Raw genomic sequence first — 16,737 nt, 5'->3', positions numbered from 1 at the left:
CACATCATGAGCGCAGGATTCGACAATCGCGTGTTCTGGGTAACGGGCGCGTTTGGCGCGCTGGGCGCGGCCACGGTGACACGGCTCGCGGATGCGGGAGCGCGCGTCGTCGCCTCGTCGCGCCATGTCGATGCCGCGCGTTTCGCCGATTGGCCCCTGGTTACGCCGATCGCCGTCGATGTTGCCGACGAACGCAGCGTGCGCTCGGCTCTCGCGCAGATCGAATCGCGCTTCGAGCATATCGACGGCCTCGTGACGAGCACGAACGTCGCCGCGTTCGGCGACTTCCTCGAACTCACGGACGAGGACTGGCAGCGCGTGATCGACGCCAAGCTGCTCGGCACCGTGCGGCCGATCCGCGCCGTGCTGCCCCGCCTGATCGCGCAACGACGCGGCGCGGTCGTCGTGATATCGGGGCGCGGCGGCATTGCGCCGCCACCGAACCATTTTCCGGGCGCGAGCGTGAATGCCGCGCTCGACCTGCTCGTGCAGGGCCTCGGCCGCCAGTACGGGCCGCAGGGCGTGCGCTTCAATGCGGTCGCGCCGGGGCCGATCGGCTCGCCGCGTTTTGCCGCGATGGCGGCCGCTCAGGACGACGCCGAGCCCACGCGCCTTACCGCGCTCGACGGTCCCGGCACGCCGGACGACGTCGCGGCGGCGGTGGCCTATCTGCTGTCGGACGACGCGCGTTTCGTCACCGGCACGCGGCTCTATGTGGACGGCGGCGGACCGCCCTACGCGTGAGCCGTCTCTTTCATTCCAAATTCGAGGATCGATCGCCCATGTCCCGCTTCGTGTCTCCCGCGCAGTTGCGCACGCTGATTGCCCAACGCACCGAACTCGCCGTGCTCGATGTGCGCGAGGAGGGCGTCTCGGCGCGCCGCCGCCTGTTCTATTCGTCGGTCGCGCCGGTCGGACGGCTGGGCTTGCTGATCGGGCGGCTCGTGCCGCGTCGCGGTACGCCCGTCGTGCTCGTCGATACCCACGGCGAGCACGCGCCGCGCGCCGCCGCGCTGCTCGCGCGTTGGGGATATACGGATGTCTCGATCCTCGCCGGCGGTATCGACGGATGGGCCGAAGCCGGCTTCGAAGTGTTCAGCGGCACCAACGTGCCGGGCAAGGCGTTCGGCGAACTGATCGAGCACCGGCTGCAAACGCCCAACATCGACGCGGAGACGCTTAAGGCGCGTCAGGATGCGGGCGACGATCTCGTCGTGCTCGACTCGCGGCCCTTCGGCGAATATCACACGATGAGCATTCCGGGCGGCGTCGATTGCGCGGGCGCCGAACTGGTGTATCGCGCGCTCACGGCGGCGCCGTCGCCGGATACGCTGATCGTCGTGAATTGCGCGGGCCGCACGCGCAGCATTCTCGGCGCGCAGTCGCTGATCAATGCGGGCATGCCTAATCCGGTCGCCGCGCTGACGGGCGGATCGATGTCCTGGCTGCTCGCGGGCCTCGAACTCGACCACGGCGAATTGCGCACCGCGCCGCGTCCCGATGCCGCCGCGCTCGCCGCCGCGCGCGAACTCGCGGCGGCGGCGGCGCGCAAGGCGGACGTTTCCGTGATCGACGGCCAGACGCTCGCGGCGCTCGAGCGCGAAAGCGGCGAGCGCACGCTCTACCGGTTCGACGTGCGGGATCCGTTGGAATACGAGGCGGGGCATCCGGCGGGCTGGCGTTCGGCGCCCGGCGGCCAGCTCGTGCAGGCGACCGACGAATACATCGGCACGCTGCATGCCCGCGTCGTGCTGCGCGACGACGACGGCGTGCGTGCGCGCATGACGGCGTCGTGGCTAAGGCAACTCGGCTATCTGGATGTCCGCGTGCTCGACGATGCCGCGAGCGCCGCGCTCGTGCAGGACGCCTATGAAGCCGGTCCGGAGCCGCTGCGCGTGCGGCCGCACGGCGCGCGCACGGAATGGATCGAAGCCGACCGGCTCGCGAGCGCGCTCGAAGCAGGGCAGGCCGAGGTCGTCGATATCGACAGCAGTCTTGCATTCCGGCGCGCGCATATCGCAGGCGCGCGCTTCATCGCGGCAAGCGAGCTGCATGCAAAGCTCGCCGACCTCGCCGACCTCGCGCCGGACCGGCAACTCGTGCTCGCCTCCGCCGACGGCGTGCTCGCGGCGCTCGTCGCCGCCGAACTGTCCGGGCAACGCGCGCATGTCGCGGCGCTCGCGGGCGGCACGAATCGCTGGATCGAGCTAGGGCTGCCGCGCGATAGCGGCGATGCCGGCAACCTCACCGGCGACGACGACGCGTGGTACAGCCCGTACCACGCGCGCGCCGAACGCGTGGCCGAGCAGATGAACGCCTATCTCGCGTGGGAATTGCAGCTCGTCGAACAGGTGGAGCGCGACGGAATCGCGTCGATCGATGTCATCGATTTCGGCACGGCGACCGCGAAGCGCAGCCGCGCGCACCTCGCGAGCCTCGCGGAGCGCGCAGCATGAGCGCGATCGCTCCCGCGTTCGACGGCGCGACGAGTCCCGCCGACATTCCCGGCAGCCCGCTTGCGGCCGCCTTCGCGCAGCCGCTGATGCTCGGCCTCTTCCTGCCGATACAGAACGGCGGCTGGTCCATCTCGACGCTGCCGCGCGGGACCGACTGGCGCTTCGACTACAACGCCCGTCTCACGAAGCAGGCGGAGGCGCTCGGCTTCGACCTCGTGTTCGGCCTTGCGCAATGGCTCGGCAAGAACGGCCACGGCGGCGCGCTCAAGTATCGCGAGCAATCGCTCGATGCGTTCATCGCGACGAGCGCGCTCGCCGCCATCACTGAGCGCATCCTGCTCGTCTCGACGGTGCATGTGCTCTATGGGCCGTGGCATCCGCTGCATCTGGCGAAGTTCGGCGCAACGCTCGACCACATTTCGAACGGACGCTGGGGCATCAATCTCGTGACCGGACACGTTGTAAGCGAATGGGCGATGTTCGGCCAGCCGATGATCGAACACGACGAACGCTACGCGCGCGCCGCGGAGTTCGTCGGCGTGCTGGACACGCTGTGGCGCAGCGACGCGAACCTCGATATCCGCACGCCGCGCTGGCGGCTCGACAACGCGTTCGTCAGCCCGCGTCCGCGCTTTCATCGTCCCGTGCTGGTGAACGCGACGGGTTCCGACGCAGGCATCGACTACGCGGTGCGGCATTCCGACCTCGTCTTCATCACGAGCCCGGCCGGCGCGGATTTCGCCGATGCGATCGGCGCGCTCCCGGCGCACACCGCGAAGATTCGCGAGGGCGCGGCGCGCGTTCGGCGGCGCGTGCGCACGCTCATCAACCCGACCATTGTGTGCCGGCCGACCGAGCGCGAGGCGCGCGCCTATCACGACGCGATCGTCGCGCACGCCGACGAAGGCGCGCTCGACGGTTTCGTCGGCATGCACGGACGCAGCGATGCGAAAGCGTGGGGGAAACACAAGCGCGAGCAGCGCATCCTCGGCGGCAACCTGCATCTGATTGGCTCGCCGGAACAGATCGTCGATCAGTTGATCGCGCTCAAGCGCGCCGGATGCGACGGCGTGCAACTCACCTTCTTCGACTTCGAACCGGACCTGCGCTATTTCGGCGAAGCGGTCCTGCCGCTGCTCGTCGAAGCCGGCTTGCGCGTGCCCGCGGCACCGGTTCAACCTTCCTTGCAGACAAGCTCATGACCCAGCCGCGTCAACTCCATCTGAACACGAACATCACCGCGCTCGGCCGTCACCCGGCGGGATGGCGCACGCTCGACAATCCGCGCTCGATCATCGACCTGAACTTCTTCAGGGAGATCGCCGCGATTGCCGAGCGCGGCAAGCTCGACGCGGTGTTCCTCTCCGACCTGCTCGCGCTGCGCAATCCTGCCGAAGGGCCGTCGCAGGCGCTGGAGCCGACGGTGCTGCTCACCGCGCTCGCGGGCGCGACGACGCATGTCGGGCTGATCGGCACGGCATCGACGACCTTCAACGACCCGTTCAACCTCGCGCGCCGCTTCGCCTCGGTCGATCACCTGAGCGGCGGGCGCGCCGCGTTCAATGCGGTGACGACCTACGACGCATCGGCGGCCGCCAATTTCAGCCACGATGTGCCGCTCTCGACGGACGAGCGATACGCGCGCGCCCAGGAATTCGTGGAGGTCGTGACGAAGCTCTGGGATAGCTGGGAGGACGACGCCTTCATCGCCGATCAGGAAACCGGACGATATGCCGACCCGTCGCGCGTGCATGCGATCGACCATGGCGGCGCGTACTTCTCGGTGCGCGGGCCGCTTACCGTGCCGCGCAGCCCGCAGGGCCGCCCGGTGCTCGTGCAGGCGGGATCGTCCGAAGGCGGGCGCGCGCTCGCTGCCCGTTTCGCCGATGCCGTGTTCACCGCGCAGACCACGCTACCGACCGCGCAGGCTTTCTACGCGGAGATGAAGGAGCGCGTGCGGCGGCACGGCCGCAGTCCCGATCACTTCCTGCTGCTGCCGGGGCTGTACCCGGTCATTGGCGGCACGGAAGCGGAAGCCCGCCGGCGCAAGGCCGAGCTCGACGCGCTGCTCGATACCGATCGCGAAGTCGGGCGGCTTGCCGGTGCGCTCGGCCTCGCGCCGGACGACCTTCGGATCGATGGGCCGCTGCCTTATGAACTCATCGCGAAGACGGCGCGCTCGGACATTTCGCGCGGTTTCGTCGATTCAACCGTGGCGCTCGCGAAGAGCGAGAACCTCACGGTGCGCGACCTGCTGGACCGCAATCCGGGCGCGCACCGGATCATCGTCGGCACGCCTGAGCAAATTGCCGACGACATCGCGCAATGGTTCCACGAGCGCGGCGCGGACGGCTTCAATCTGAACGCGGACGTGTTTCCCTCGGGTCTCGCGGTGTTCGTCGATCATGTTGTGCCGATCCTGCAACGCAAAGGCATCTTCCGGCGCGACTACGAAAGCGCGACGCTGCGCGGCCATTTCGGGCTGCCGCGTCCGGACAGCCAATACGCGCGCCATGCGCATGCCGCCTAAGGACATCGCGTGAATCATCCATCACCAGCAGCAGTGGCTTGGGTCATCCGGTCCGATACCGAAGCCGTCGAAGCGGCGCGGCGTCTTGCGCGCCTGTTCGAAGCGGATGCATCGCGGCGCGATCGCGAACGCCGGCTGCCCTACGCCGAAATCGACGCGTTCACCGCGTCCGGCCTGTGGGGAATCAGCGTGCCGCGCGCATTCGGCGGCGCGGACCTGCCGCTTCGCGCCATCGTGGATGTCTTCGACATCGTCTCGGCGGCGGACCCGTCGCTCGGGCAGATTCCGCAGAACCATTTTGCGACGCTCGAGCGCCTCCGGCACGACGGCACGCCGAGCCAGCAGGACTTTTTCTTTTCGCGCGCGCTCGCCGGCGAGCGGTTCGGCAACGCGACCGCCGAACCGGGCGACCGTCTTCCGTCCGAGCACGAGACGCGGGTCCGGCGCGCCGGCGGCAAGTTTCTGCTTTCGGGCCGCAAGGTCTATTCGACCGGCGCGTTGTTCGCTCACTGGATACCGGTAGCCGCGCGCGACGACGACGGCTTGCCGGTGACCGCATTCGTCGCCCGGCACGCACCCGGCGTCGAGGTGATCGACGACTGGTCGGGTTTCGGCCAGCGCACCACGGCGAGCGGTCAGGTTCGCCTCGACGACGTTGAACTGGACGGCTTGCAGATCGTGGAACGGGGGAGGCGCGAAGGGATCGATGCGGCCAACGCGGTTTCGCAATTGATTCACGCGGCGATCGATCTGGGCATCGGACGCGGCGCGCTCGACGACACGCAACGTTTGCTGCGCACGCTCGCGCACCCGGCTCGCGGCAGCGGCGTGCAGCAGGCGAGCGCCGATGCGTACACGTTGCGCGACATCGGCGCGCTGACCGTCGATCTTCACGCGGCACAGGCGCTGTCATGGCGTGCCGCCGACCTGATCGATGCCGCGCGCGCCGTCGATGCATCGCGCCCGGACGTCGCCGCCGCCATCGTCGCGACGGCCGAGGCGAAGATACTGACGACGCGCTTCGCGCTCGAAGCATCGAGCAAACTGTTCGAACTGGCGGGCACGCAATCGACGCTCGAAGCGCACAACCTGGATCGTCACTGGCGCAACGCGCGCACGCACACGCTGCACGACAGCGTGCGCTGGAAGTATCACGCGGTCGGGCAGTATGCGCTGAACGGGCTGTTGTGTGACCCGTTCACTTACGCGCATCCGTACACTAATCTAAGTTCGGATGACGAATGATATGGCGGTCGCGATGAACTCAAAGGTCCGAGACGGCCGCTTCGCCGATCCGGAACGCCGCGAGTTCATCCGCCGCGCATTGGCCGATGAGACCCGTCTCCCATTCGAGATACGCCCGCGCCGCGTCGAGATTGCCGTCGTGGCGGTCGTGCACGAAGAACAGGAAATCGATGCGATCGGGCGGCGGAAGCTGAACCGCCGCGCGATCGACCGCGAACCCGGCGCGCTCCCAATCATCGGTGAAAGGCGCGGCCAGCGTCACGCGCGCATGGCCGGCTTCACGCAAGTCGCGCGCGACGAGCCGCGCCTGGGCCAGCGTAGCGTCGTCGGCGATGAGGACGAGCGGCGTATCGCGATCGGCCCTGCGTGCGCGCAGCGTCTCGAAGACGCGCGCGCGCGTCGTCCAGACGGAACCGGCGGGGCGCGACATCTGATGCGCCTCGCTAGAACGCAGATCGAGCACCACGGCATGCGGATCGGGCGGCGCGTCGTCGCTGGTTTCGGTGATGAACGGGTCGTCCGGACGCTGCAACCCGCGCAAGCCCGACACGAACGCCGCGTCGACGGTCGCCGTCTCGTAGCCCGCTTGCACGAGCCAGTGCGCGACGACCGGCGCGCGGATGCCGTCGTGGTCCACGAGCAGAATGCGCGCATGACGCACGGCCACGCGTTGGTCCGTCGCCTGGATGAGCTGGCCGCCCGGCGCGTGGCGCGCGAACGCGAAGCCGTCGCGGGCGTGCTCGTCGGCGGTGCGCACATCGAACAGGTAGGTGGTGCGCGACGGGTCGTCGAGCCACGCTTGCGCGCTGGCTTCATCGAGCGCCGCCACGCCGAATCGCTCGGCCAGCGCCTGTGCGCGCGAACGGGCCGTGTCGCGTTCGGGTGTAGTGAGCGGCGGAAGATCGGCATAGCTGCGCGTGCTGCCGCGTTCCAGCGCGAAGCCTGCGAGCGCCCATCCCTGCGTGCCATTCTCGAGCGCGAAAACCTCGCGGCGGATGCCCAGATTGCGCAGCGTCTGCGCCCCGATGATGCTGCGCGTGCGTCCGGCGCAATGAACGACGATGGTGGTGTCGGGCAGTCCGGCGAACGCGTCGACGTAGGCCGGCAACTCGCCGTTCGGCACGCACACCGCGCCCGGAACGGCCATCTTGCGATGCTCCTCGCGGGTGCGGCCGTCGATCACGGTGAGCGGGCATCCGCCGGGTTCGGCGCGCCACCGGTTCAATCGCGATGCGCTCACGTGCGGCGTGTCGTAAGCCTGCTCGACCAGTTCGCCGAAGGTCTTCGACGGCACGTTGACGCCGCGAAAGAGCGTATAGCCCGCGCGTTGCCACGCGGGCGCGCCGCCATCGAGGATCGTGAGATCGTCGTAGCCGAGTTCGCGCAGACGCGCCGCGGCGCGCCACGCGACAGGCGCGTGATCGATGCCGTCGCCTGTGGGCTGCGTGCCGTCATCGAGCAGAACGATGCGCACGCTCTTTCGCGGCAGCAGTGGCGGCGCGTCGAGTTCGAGGCGGCTGAACGGCAGCGGGATCGCAAAGAACGGATGGCCCTCGCCGAACTGGCCGGCTTCCCTTACGTCGAGCAGGGCGAGTTCGCGGCCATCGTTAAGCCAGGCGCGCAGCGTGGGCGCGTCGATGGCGCGGAAGGAGTCGATGCGAAAGGGCATGGGTCGGGTCAGGTGCAAGTGAGACGAAACGCGCGGCGCAGGTCGTCGATGAGATCGGCGGCGTCTTCGAGGCCGACATGCAGGCGCACGACGGGCGCGTCGCCGGAAAAGTAGCTATGCGGGCGAAGGCGCGATGGGGGCGCCAGTAGAGCGAGACTTTCGTAGCCGCCCCACGATGCGCCGAGCGAAAACAGTTGCAGCGAATCGATGAACCGGCCCGCACGCGCGATATCGCCATCCGCGAAGGCGAACGACACGAGGCCGTTCGCGCCGGAGAAGTCGCGTCGCCAGAGCGCATGGCCGGGATCGTCCGGCAGCGCCGGATGAAACACGCGGGCGACCGCGCGCTCCTGTTGCAGGAACCGCGCGACCTCCAGTGCGTTCTGCGCGTGGCGGGCGAGCCGCACGCCGAGCGTGCGGATGCCGCGCAGCGCGAGATACGCATCGTCCGCGCCGACGGCGAGGCCGAGCGCCTCGTGCGTATCGCGAAAACGCAGCGCGAGCCCGGGATCATTGGTGCTGATCGCGCCTTGCATGAGATCCGAGTGACCGCCGATGTACTTGGTCGATGCCTGCACGGACACGTGCGCGCCGTGCGCGAGCGGTTGATGCAGCCATCCGGCGCTCCAGGTGTTGTCGGCGGCGAGAATGAGTCCGTGTTGCTCGGCGAACGCGCCCAGCGCGGGCAGGTCGGCGATCTCATACAGGAACGAACCGGGTGATTCGACGTAGACGAGACGCGTGGCCGGACGCAGCGCATGCGCCGGCACGCCGTCTTTCGCGGCGAAGTAGGTCACGTCGACCCCGAGCCGCGCGAGCAGCGGTTCGAGCCGCTCGCGCACGGGGCCATAGACGCTGTCCTGAATCAGCGCATGGTCGCCGGGGGAGAGCAGCGACAGGAACGCGAGCGTGATCGCCGCCATGCCCGATGGCGCGAGCAGCGTATGATCCGCGCCTTCGAGTTCGCCGATCGCCGCTTCCAGCGCGCGATGCGTCGCGGTTCCGTGACGGCCGTAGGTCGCGACATTCTCGCCGTCGTGCCGCAGCCGATGCAGCCGTTCGTAGTCCGCGCCCGACCCGAAGCGCACCGTGCTCGTGCGCACGACCGGGACGTTGACCGGGGCGGCGCCGCTATCGTCGAATGCGCCGAGACCCGCGTGCAGCAGGCGCGTCGACAAGGCGTGAGCGCGCGCGGTCATCAGCCGACCGCCTGAGTCTGCCGATGCAGATGCGTCGCGTTGTAGCGCACGATGCGTCCGTCTTCGAAACCCAGCCGCCCTGAGAGCGTTTCGAGCGGGCGCCCGTACAGATGAAAGTGCAGCGTCGGCGCTTCGCCCGTCACGTGGATGCTGTGGATATCGTCGGGCAGGAAGGCGATCGGCGTGCCCGGCTGGACCAGCACCTCATGGTCGGGTTCGAGCGTCGCGCGATCGTCGTCGCTGCGGTCGTCGGTGCGGCGATACACGCGGTTCAACTCGCTGCCCTCGACCGCGACGATCACGGCCCAGGTGTCGTGGTTATGCGGAATCGTCGTCTTGCCCGGCAGAAGAGAATTCAGATACAACGCAATGCCGTCGGCGCCGGGATTGAGACGATAACGCGTGGACGTGTCCCCGCTCGCGGGGTCCGGCGGAGGAAAGTCCGCGCGCGAAAAAAGCGCGGGGCGGGCGGCGAGCGCCTGCAATGCATCGGCGATTTTGGCGAGCGCGTCGTGCGTGAGGCCATCGCGTTCGAGAATGGCCGCGCTGGAAGCGATCAATGCATCGACGTGTTGTGTTCGTTCGCGGGCGACGGAGTGGACAGGATCGGTCACGATGAAGTGGAGACGAGAGAAAGGGAAGACGCGCCGGATGAGCGCGAGCGCGTGCGTCGCACCCGGCCGGAGGCGCCGTCGAGAAAGCGCCGCGTGCGTTCGTCGCGCGGCGCATGAAAAAGTTGTTGGGGCGAGCCTTCCTCGACGACGACCCCGCCTTCGGTGAACACGACGCGGTCGCTGATGTCCTCCGCAAAGCGCATTTCGTGCGTGACGAGCACGCAGGTGAGGCCGTCGTCGACGAGCTGACCGATGACATTGAGCACTTCGCCGACGGTCTGAGGATCGAGCGCGGAGGTCACTTCGTCGAAGAGAATGAGTTCGGGCTGCATGGCGAGCGCCCGCGCAATGGCGACGCGCTGTTGCTGTCCGCCCGAAAGCTCGCCGGGATAGGCGTGCGCCTTGCCGGCGAGTTTCACCTTCGCGAGCAGCGCATGGGCCTCATGCTCGGCCTCGGCGCGGCTCATCCCGAGCACGCGCACCGGTGCGATGACGAGGTTCTGCAGCGCCGTCAGATGCGGAAACAGGTTGTATTGCTGAAACACGAAGCCGATGCGCTTGCGCAACGCGATGCGCTCTTCGTCCTTCGTGAGCGCCGTCACGTCGATGCCGTCGACACGAACTTCGCCGCGCTGAGGCGCGGTCAGCCCGTTGATGCAGCGCAGGATGGTGGACTTGCCCGACCCCGACGGCCCGATGATCGACACCGCCTGATTGCGGCGCACGTCCAGATCGATGCCGCGCAGCACGGCTGTCTCGCCATAGGACAAGTGGACATCGCGCAAGCGGACGGACACGTGAGGCGCGGGGTGCGCTTCGGCATCGGTATCGGCATCGGCTGCGCGGCCATCGATGAGCGTCATCATGCGATGCGCAAGGTCGCGGAGCAGGGAAAACGCGTCATGCCTTCGCCTCTCGATCGGAGCATTGGGAACGAGCCATTCTAGGAATGGAGCGGCGCATTTCGAACCAAGCATTCGTCACAACCATATATGCGCGGACGACGGCGCGCGGCGTGTTTTGCATCGCGCATGCTTTGCATAGCAAAACAGATTGGTTTTCAGCGGCACGGGGCTCGCCTACGCTAGCGTTCCTCCAAACACATGAATATCGAGGCGCCGATGCGATTCACGGTCAAGGCCTATACAGCGGTGCGGCGTGCGATGACGGCGAGCGCGCTGGTTGCCGCGGGCATCGGCGCGGCTCACGCAGATGCAACGCTCGACAAGATCAATGCGCGCCACGAACTCGTCGTCGGCGTGATGATCACGGGCGGGCCCTTCGGCTCCATCGATCCGGCCACGCAGAAGCTGCGCGGCGTCAACGTGGATATCGCGGAGGAACTGGCGAAGCGCCTGAACGTCGATGTGCAACTGGTGTCGGTGCAGCCATCGACGCGCGTGCAGTTCCTGCAGCAGGGCAAGGTGGATATTCTCGTGGCGAACATGGAGTACACCGAGCAGCGCAACGAGATCCTCGATCACGTGCCGACGCCTTACTACCAGGTCGGCGGCACGGCCATCACGTCATCGACGAGCGGCATCGCGCGATGGGAAGATTTGCGCGGCAAGCAGGTCTGCATCTCGCAGGGCAGCAGCTATATCAAGCCGGTCATCGAGCGTTTCGGCGCGGTTCCGCGCGCGTTTCCGAGCGCGGCGGAGTCGCTGCTCGCGTTGAAGGGCGGCAATTGCGTGGCGGCCGTTCATGACGCGGCGCCGCTGCTGTATCCGCTCGTCGCGCGCGATCCGGAATGGCGCGGCTATCGCACGCTGCAGCCGGAGCTGATCCCGTCGCCATCGGTCATCTGGGCGCGGCAGGGCGAGAAGGATACGGTCGCGAAGCTCGATCCCATCGTGCGGGACTGGCATCGTACGGGCTGGCTCATCGGCGTGGAGGCCAAGAACGGCCTGACGCCGCCGTCGCCCGCGCTCGCCGAGTGGCACGCGAAATATGCGTCGAGCACGGTATCGTCGAAATGAGCGTGCATGAGCTGATCGAACGGGTCGCGCGCGCGGGCTTCGATTACCGTTTCCTGTTCGACCACTACGATCGCACTTCGTACATCGAAGGGATGGCGATGAGCGCGGGCATCGTCGCCTGCACGTTGGCAGGGAGCGCGCTGGCCGGCGTCGTCCTGCTCGGCGGACTGCGCTCGCGGTACGCGCTCGTCGCAGGCGCGACGCGCGGCGTGATCGAGCTCACGCGCAACACGCCCGCCATCGTTCAGCTTTACTGCGCGTTCCTCGTGCTCAACACGCTCATTACCCAGCAGCTTCAGGCGCATGGCGCGCGCAATCCGCTCGCGCCGTTCTTCTGGGTCGTGCTCGTGCTGTCGGTCAACAAGGGCGCGTTCCATGCGGAAGCCCTGCGCGCGGGCTTCGAAGCGGTGCCGCGCGAAACGCTCGACGGCGCGCAATCGCTCGGCTTCTCGCGTTCCGCGCGGTTCTGGAGCATCGAGTTGCCGCTGGCCTTCAGGACGGCGCTGCCGGCGCTCACCAATAACGCCGTGGAGCTCGTGAAGGCATCGGCGATTGCGTCGGCGATCGCGGTCGGCGACATCACCTATCAGTCGATCATGATCTGGACGCAGCGCGACAACGTGCTCGCGCTGATGCTCCTGATCCTCGCGTTCTTCTACGCGTTGACCGCGCTCGTGACCGTGACCAGCCGATGGATCGAACGGCGGCTCGCGGTGCCCGGTTATGGCCAGCATTAGCCCGGCGGCGTACACTTCCCGGACCGGCAGCTATGCGGCGGCGACCATCGCCGTCGCGCTCGCCGTGCTGTGGCTTCTCGCGCCGCGCGACATCGAACCCGCGCATCTGCTCGCGCTGTTCGCGCAGTGGCTGCCCGCGCTGCTGCGCGGGTTCGCCGTGAATGCATCGATGAGCGCCGGAGCCCTTGCGCTCGGCACGATCATCGGCTTGCTGATCGGCGCATCGGAGTCGAGGCAGGGCGTGGCCGGGCGGCTGGCGCGGCTGTGGGTGCAGGCGTTCCGCAACGCGCCGTGGCTCGTGCTGATCTTCTTCACCACCTATGCGTTGCCGTTCGAATTCCGCATCGGCGGACACGGCGTGCCGTTTCCGGACTGGCTGAAGGTGATCGTCGCGCTCGCCTTGCCCGCGAGCGCCAACGTGGCCGAAGTGTTCCGGGGCGCGGTGCAGTCGATTCCGCGAACGCAGTGGGATGCCGCCGGATCGCTCGCGATGTCGCGCAGGCAGATTCTGTGGTGGATCGTGTTGCCGCAATGCGTGCGCCGGATGCTGCCGCCGTGGATGAACGTGTATTCGATCATCACGATGGGCACGGCGCTGTCTTCGCTCGTCGGCATTCACGACGTACTCGATACCGCGCGGATCGCGAGCACGACGGTCGCGCACTCGAGCTTCACCGTGCTCATGTACATCGCCGCGCTGGCGTTGTTCTTCCTCTATTGCTATCCGGTCGGCCTGCTGACGCGTGCGCTGGAGCGGCGCTGGTCCGGGCCGGCGCGCTGATGTTCTTCCGGCATCGCCGGCCCTATCTCATCTAACACTTCGCACATGACTTTCGATTCGCCCCGCATCACCCGACGTCAGATCCTGCAATTGCTGCTGGCCAGTTCGGGTGCCGGCGCGTTGTCTTCTGCCCGAGCGGCGCAGGCGCTGGCGGCGCTGCCCGGCTCCGTGATCCGCGGCGGCACGCTCGTCGCCAACGTCGCGCCGGAACCGGGCGGTCTCGTTGCAGGGATCAACATATCGAGCCCGGCGGTCGTGATCTCGGCCAGCATCTTCGATGGCCTCGTGACCTACGACAGCGAGTATCGCCCGCAGCCGCAGCTCGCGGAATCGTGGCAGACATCGCCCGACGGCAAGTCGATCACCTTCAACCTGCGCAAGAACGTCAGGTGGCACGACGGCACGCCGTTCACTTCGGCGGACGTGCAGTATTCCATTCTGAACGTCGTCAAGAAGACGCATCCGCGCGGCGCTTCGAACCTCGCCAAGGTAACCGGCGTCGATACACCCGATCCGCATACGGTCGTCTTCCGTCTCAGCGGCCCGTCGCCTGTGTTGTGGGCGGTGCTCTTCGGCACCGAGACGCAGATCGTGCCGAAGCACTTGTACGACGGCACCGATCCGTTGACGAATCCGTACAACGTCAAGCCGGTCGGCACGGGCGCATTCGTCTTCAAGGAATGGGTGCGCGGCAGTCATGTGACGCTTCAGCGCAACCCCGATTACTGGGACAAGGGACGCTCGGGAAAGGACGACAAGCCTTACCTCGACCAGATCGTCTTCAAGATGATCCCCGACAGCGCGGCCCGCGCCGTGGCGCTCGAGACCGGCGAGATCGCTTTTGCGGCGAACAATCCTGTGCCGGAGAGCGATGTCGCGCGCCTTCGCAAGGACCCGCGGCTCGCGCTCGACACGGTGGGCTGGCAGGCTCCCGCGCCGATGTTCTTCTTCGACTTCAACTACAAGCGCAAGACTTTCGACGACATCCGCGTGCGCAAGGCGTTCGCGCATGCAATCGACCGGGCCGCGATGGCGCGCATCGTGTGGTTCAGACTCGCGGATGTCGCGCAAAGCTGCGTGCCGAGCTACCAGAAGCAGTTCTTCAAGCCGGGACTGCCGCAATACGCGTTCGACCCGAAGGAGGCCGAACGCCTGCTCGACGAAGCGGGCCTGAAGCGCGGGCCGGACGGCGTGCGGCTGCGCATCGATCACGTCACCGAAGTCGCTTACGGACAGGTGTACTTGCGGGCCGCCGAGATGATGCGCCAGCAGCTCAGAAACGTCGGCGTGGAAATGACGCTCGTCAATCTCGATCTGCCGAGCGTCATTCGCAAGCTCTATACGGAGCGCGACTTCGATACCGCGTCGATGTGGTATTCGGCGTATCCGGATCCGCAGATCGGCGTGACGCGGCGTTTCTGGAGCAAGAACATCAAGCAGGGCGTGCCGTCTAGCAATGCGTCGAGTTATTCGAATCCGCAGATGGACAAGATTATCGAAGGCATTCAGGAGGAGGGCGATGTAGCGAAACGGAAGGTGCTCATCGACCAGTTGCAGCAATTCGTGCAAACGGAAGTGCCATCGATCAATCTGCTCGAGCTCAAGTTCTTCGGCTTTTATTCCAGCAAGATTGCAGGGCTGCGCAAAGGTCCGATGCTCTTCTATTCGACGCTCGCGGATGCGTGGCTGCAAGCTTAGGCGTCAAATAAGTTTATGAAGTTTGCTTCGTTGCCTCGCATGTCATGGCGACCGTAAGCTTGTCGCTCTCTCGCGATGCCGCCCGCCTGTCCGCACGCTGCGCCGGACACGGCTGAAAGCCGCGCGCATCGCGTCTTCTGTCTGCTCGGGAATTCCATTCGATGAACGTAAAACGACCGGCGCTCGCACGCGCTTTGGCCTTAGTCATGGCGATCGCCTCGAGCGCGGCGATCACCGCCTGCAGCAAATCGGAGTCCGCAACATCCACGCACGCGGCCGCGAAACAACCGGCGACGGGCGGCGATCTCACCTGGGGCGTGACGACCGAGCCCGCTTGCTTCGATCCGCATCGCTCGTCGCAACAAAACTCGTTCTGGGTCATCCGCAATTACATCGATTCGCTCGTCTCGAAGCGCACCGACGGCACCTACGCGCCGTGGCTCGCGAAGTCGTGGAGCATCGCCGACGACGGCAAGAGCTACACGTTCACGCTGCGCGACGACGTGAAGTTCACCGACGGCACGCCGTTCAATGCGGACGCGGTGAAGGCCAACTTCGACTACATCCTGAAGAACGTCAGCACGACATCGGCGTCGGCGTCGCTGCTCGTCGCGTTCGATCGCGTCGAAGTGGTGTCGCCTTACGTCGCGAAGCTCGTGATGAAGCAGGCCGATTCCACGACGCTCGAATCGCTCTCGAGCGTGAAGCTCGGCTTCATCTCGCCGAAGGCGCTCGCCGAGAACAAGGACCTGTGCGGCGGAGGACCGGGCATCGTCGGGACCGGGCCGTTCGTGTTCGAGTCGTATCAGCGCGGACAGCAGGCGACCTTCGAGCGCAATCCTAATTATGGATGGGCGCCCGACAACGCCGCGCATCGCGGACCGGCCTATCTCGATCGCGTCACGTATCGGTTCTTGCCGGAGGCGGCCGTGCGAACCGGCGCGCTGAGTTCGGGGCAGGTCGATCTGATCGAAGGCGTCCAGCCGACCGACATCGCCGTGTTCGACAAGGTCGATGGCTTCCAGTACGTACACGGTCCGTCCGCGACGACATCGTTCACGCTGAACATCAACTACACGGTGCCGCCCGCCAACGACGTTCGCGTGCGGCGCGCGCTGCGCGACGGCTTCGATCTCGACGCCATCGTGAAGAGCGTGTATCTCGGCACGGTGCGGCGCGCGTGGTCGAACATCGGTCCGGACAATCCGGACTACGCGAAACAGCTCGCGGGTTCGTGGGGCAACAAGATCGCCGACGCGAACCGTCTGCTCGACGAAGCCGGATGGACCGCGCGCGACAAGGGCGGCTTTCGCACCAAGGACGGAAAGCGACTAACGATCGAAGTCGGGTATCCCCAGCCTTATGTCCGTGATAGCCGCGACGTGTTGATTCGTGCCGTGCAGTCTGCCTTGCGGCAGAACATCGGGCTCGATCTGAACCTGCGCATCACGACCGCGGGCGACTTCGCCAATCAGAAGGCGACCGGCGTGTGGTTCATCTATCCGAACACGGACAACCCGTCCGATGTCGCGATGGAACTGTGGGACATGCTCGGCGACAAGGGCTTCCTGTATAGCGCCATTCCTGCCTCCGACAAGAAGATCACCGGCGACATCGACCGCGCGCGCCTGATGCCGATCGGCGATGAACGGCGCAAGCTGCTCGGCGAGATTCAGGCGCGCGCCGTCGATCAGGCGTTCATCGTGCCGCTGTTCGCGCCGGTGTATCACCTCGCGTCGAAGTCGAACGTGCATGGCATCGGGTTCGAGCCGCAACTCGACGGCCCGGCGAGCGCTTACGACATCTGGATCGACAAACAGGGAGCGTGA

Annotated in this window: 14 protein-coding genes; 10 read left to right on the top strand and 4 right to left on the bottom strand. The window is 66.8% G+C overall.

The window, feature by feature from the left end; all coding sequences use genetic code 11:
* Nucleotides 1–6 precede the first annotated feature (6 nt).
* Genes P9220_RS19325 through P9220_RS19305 form a run of 5 tightly spaced genes read left to right on the top strand, consistent with a single transcriptional unit; the run spans nt 7 to nt 6,231 of the window.
* Nucleotides 7–744, top strand: coding sequence for an SDR family oxidoreductase (locus P9220_RS19325; RefSeq protein WP_309766922.1), 738 nt, complete (start codon nt 7–9; stop codon nt 742–744).
* Nucleotides 745–782: 38 nt separating this feature from the next.
* Complete coding sequence (locus P9220_RS19320) at nt 783–2,456, top strand: rhodanese-like domain-containing protein (protein WP_309766921.1); 1,674 nt, start codon at nt 783–785, stop codon at nt 2,454–2,456.
* The gene (locus P9220_RS19315; RefSeq protein WP_309766920.1) at nt 2,453–3,658 is read left to right on the top strand and encodes an LLM class flavin-dependent oxidoreductase; all 1,206 of its coding nucleotides are present in this window, start codon (nt 2,453–2,455) and stop codon (nt 3,656–3,658) included. The genes P9220_RS19320 and P9220_RS19315 overlap by 4 nt, the downstream gene beginning before the upstream one ends.
* Nucleotides 3,655–4,986 carry an LLM class flavin-dependent oxidoreductase gene (locus tag P9220_RS19310; RefSeq protein ID WP_309766918.1) on the top strand — a complete coding sequence of 444 codons (1,332 nt, stop codon included), beginning with the start codon at nt 3,655–3,657 and terminating at the stop codon, nt 4,984–4,986. The genes P9220_RS19315 and P9220_RS19310 overlap by 4 nt, the downstream gene beginning before the upstream one ends.
* A 9-nt stretch (nt 4,987–4,995) precedes the next feature.
* Nucleotides 4,996–6,231, top strand: coding sequence for an SfnB family sulfur acquisition oxidoreductase (locus P9220_RS19305; RefSeq protein WP_309766916.1), 1,236 nt, complete (start codon nt 4,996–4,998; stop codon nt 6,229–6,231).
* Between the two features lie 19 nt (nt 6,232–6,250).
* On the opposite strand, the gene P9220_RS19300 is transcribed toward P9220_RS19305, so the two are convergent.
* Genes P9220_RS19300 through P9220_RS19285 form a run of 4 tightly spaced genes read right to left on the bottom strand, consistent with a single transcriptional unit; the run spans nt 6,251 to nt 10,576 of the window.
* On the bottom strand, nt 6,251–7,900 hold the full coding sequence (locus tag P9220_RS19300; protein WP_309766914.1) for a rhodanese-like domain-containing protein: 1,650 nt from the start codon (nt 7,898–7,900) through the stop codon (nt 6,251–6,253).
* Nucleotides 7,901–7,908: 8 nt separating this feature from the next.
* Nucleotides 7,909–9,099, bottom strand: coding sequence for a cystathionine beta-lyase (metC, locus tag P9220_RS19295; protein WP_309766912.1), 1,191 nt, complete (start codon nt 9,097–9,099; stop codon nt 7,909–7,911).
* On the bottom strand, nt 9,099–9,659 hold the full coding sequence (locus tag P9220_RS19290) for a cysteine dioxygenase (RefSeq protein ID WP_404989564.1): 561 nt from the start codon (nt 9,657–9,659) through the stop codon (nt 9,099–9,101). Before P9220_RS19290 ends, metC begins: the two co-directional genes overlap by 1 nt.
* Before the next feature lie 50 nt (nt 9,660–9,709).
* A complete protein-coding gene (locus tag P9220_RS19285) occupies nt 9,710–10,576 on the bottom strand; it encodes an amino acid ABC transporter ATP-binding protein (protein ID WP_309767228.1) in 867 nt (288 codons plus the stop codon).
* Between the two features lie 258 nt (nt 10,577–10,834).
* Between P9220_RS19285 and P9220_RS19280 the strand changes: the two genes are divergently transcribed.
* The 5 genes from P9220_RS19280 (at nt 10,835) to P9220_RS19260 (ending at nt 16,737) form a co-directional block, all read left to right on the top strand.
* Nucleotides 10,835–11,692: a transporter substrate-binding domain-containing protein gene (locus P9220_RS19280; protein ID WP_404989560.1), complete on the top strand. Its 858-nt coding sequence runs from the start codon at nt 10,835–10,837 to the stop codon at nt 11,690–11,692.
* Nucleotides 11,689–12,429: an ABC transporter permease subunit gene (locus P9220_RS19275; RefSeq protein ID WP_309766909.1), complete on the top strand. Its 741-nt coding sequence runs from the start codon at nt 11,689–11,691 to the stop codon at nt 12,427–12,429. The genes P9220_RS19280 and P9220_RS19275 overlap by 4 nt, the downstream gene beginning before the upstream one ends.
* On the top strand, nt 12,416–13,210 hold the full coding sequence (locus tag P9220_RS19270) for an amino acid ABC transporter permease (RefSeq protein WP_309766908.1): 795 nt from the start codon (nt 12,416–12,418) through the stop codon (nt 13,208–13,210). Before P9220_RS19275 ends, P9220_RS19270 begins: the two co-directional genes overlap by 14 nt.
* Before the next feature lie 45 nt (nt 13,211–13,255).
* Nucleotides 13,256–14,908: an ABC transporter substrate-binding protein gene (locus tag P9220_RS19265; RefSeq protein WP_309766905.1), complete on the top strand. Its 1,653-nt coding sequence runs from the start codon at nt 13,256–13,258 to the stop codon at nt 14,906–14,908.
* A 206-nt stretch (nt 14,909–15,114) separates the two neighbouring features.
* Nucleotides 15,115–16,737 carry an ABC transporter substrate-binding protein gene (locus P9220_RS19260; RefSeq protein WP_309766903.1) on the top strand — a complete coding sequence of 541 codons (1,623 nt, stop codon included), beginning with the start codon at nt 15,115–15,117 and terminating at the stop codon, nt 16,735–16,737.

Source organism: Caballeronia sp. LZ016 (assembly GCF_031450805.1).
Classification (GTDB): Bacteria; Pseudomonadota; Gammaproteobacteria; order Burkholderiales; family Burkholderiaceae; genus Caballeronia.
This window is presented reverse-complemented; position numbering and strand designations above follow the sequence as displayed.

Bases quoted from the DNA above. Each gene is read 5' to 3' on its own strand.
- P9220_RS19325 (WP_309766922.1), top strand. From the start codon at position 7: ATGAGCGCAGGATTCGACAATCGCGTGTTCTGGGTAACGGGCGCGTTT.
- P9220_RS19320 (WP_309766921.1), top strand. From the start codon at position 783: ATGTCCCGCTTCGTGTCTCCCGCGCAGTTGCGCACGCTGATTGCCCAA.
- P9220_RS19315 (WP_309766920.1), top strand. From the start codon at position 2,453: ATGAGCGCGATCGCTCCCGCGTTCGACGGCGCGACGAGTCCCGCCGAC.
- P9220_RS19310 (WP_309766918.1), top strand. From the start codon at position 3,655: ATGACCCAGCCGCGTCAACTCCATCTGAACACGAACATCACCGCGCTC.
- P9220_RS19300 (WP_309766914.1), bottom strand. From the start codon at position 7,900: ATGCCCTTTCGCATCGACTCCTTCCGCGCCATCGACGCGCCCACGCTG.
- metC (WP_309766912.1), bottom strand. From the start codon at position 9,099: ATGACCGCGCGCGCTCACGCCTTGTCGACGCGCCTGCTGCACGCGGGT.
- P9220_RS19285 (WP_309767228.1), bottom strand. From the start codon at position 10,576: ATGACGCTCATCGATGGCCGCGCAGCCGATGCCGATACCGATGCCGAA.
- P9220_RS19280 (WP_404989560.1), top strand. From the start codon at position 10,835: ATGCGATTCACGGTCAAGGCCTATACAGCGGTGCGGCGTGCGATGACG.
- P9220_RS19275 (WP_309766909.1), top strand. From the start codon at position 11,689: ATGAGCGTGCATGAGCTGATCGAACGGGTCGCGCGCGCGGGCTTCGAT.
- P9220_RS19270 (WP_309766908.1), top strand. From the start codon at position 12,416: ATGGCCAGCATTAGCCCGGCGGCGTACACTTCCCGGACCGGCAGCTAT.
- P9220_RS19265 (WP_309766905.1), top strand. From the start codon at position 13,256: ATGACTTTCGATTCGCCCCGCATCACCCGACGTCAGATCCTGCAATTG.
- P9220_RS19260 (WP_309766903.1), top strand. From the start codon at position 15,115: ATGGCGATCGCCTCGAGCGCGGCGATCACCGCCTGCAGCAAATCGGAG.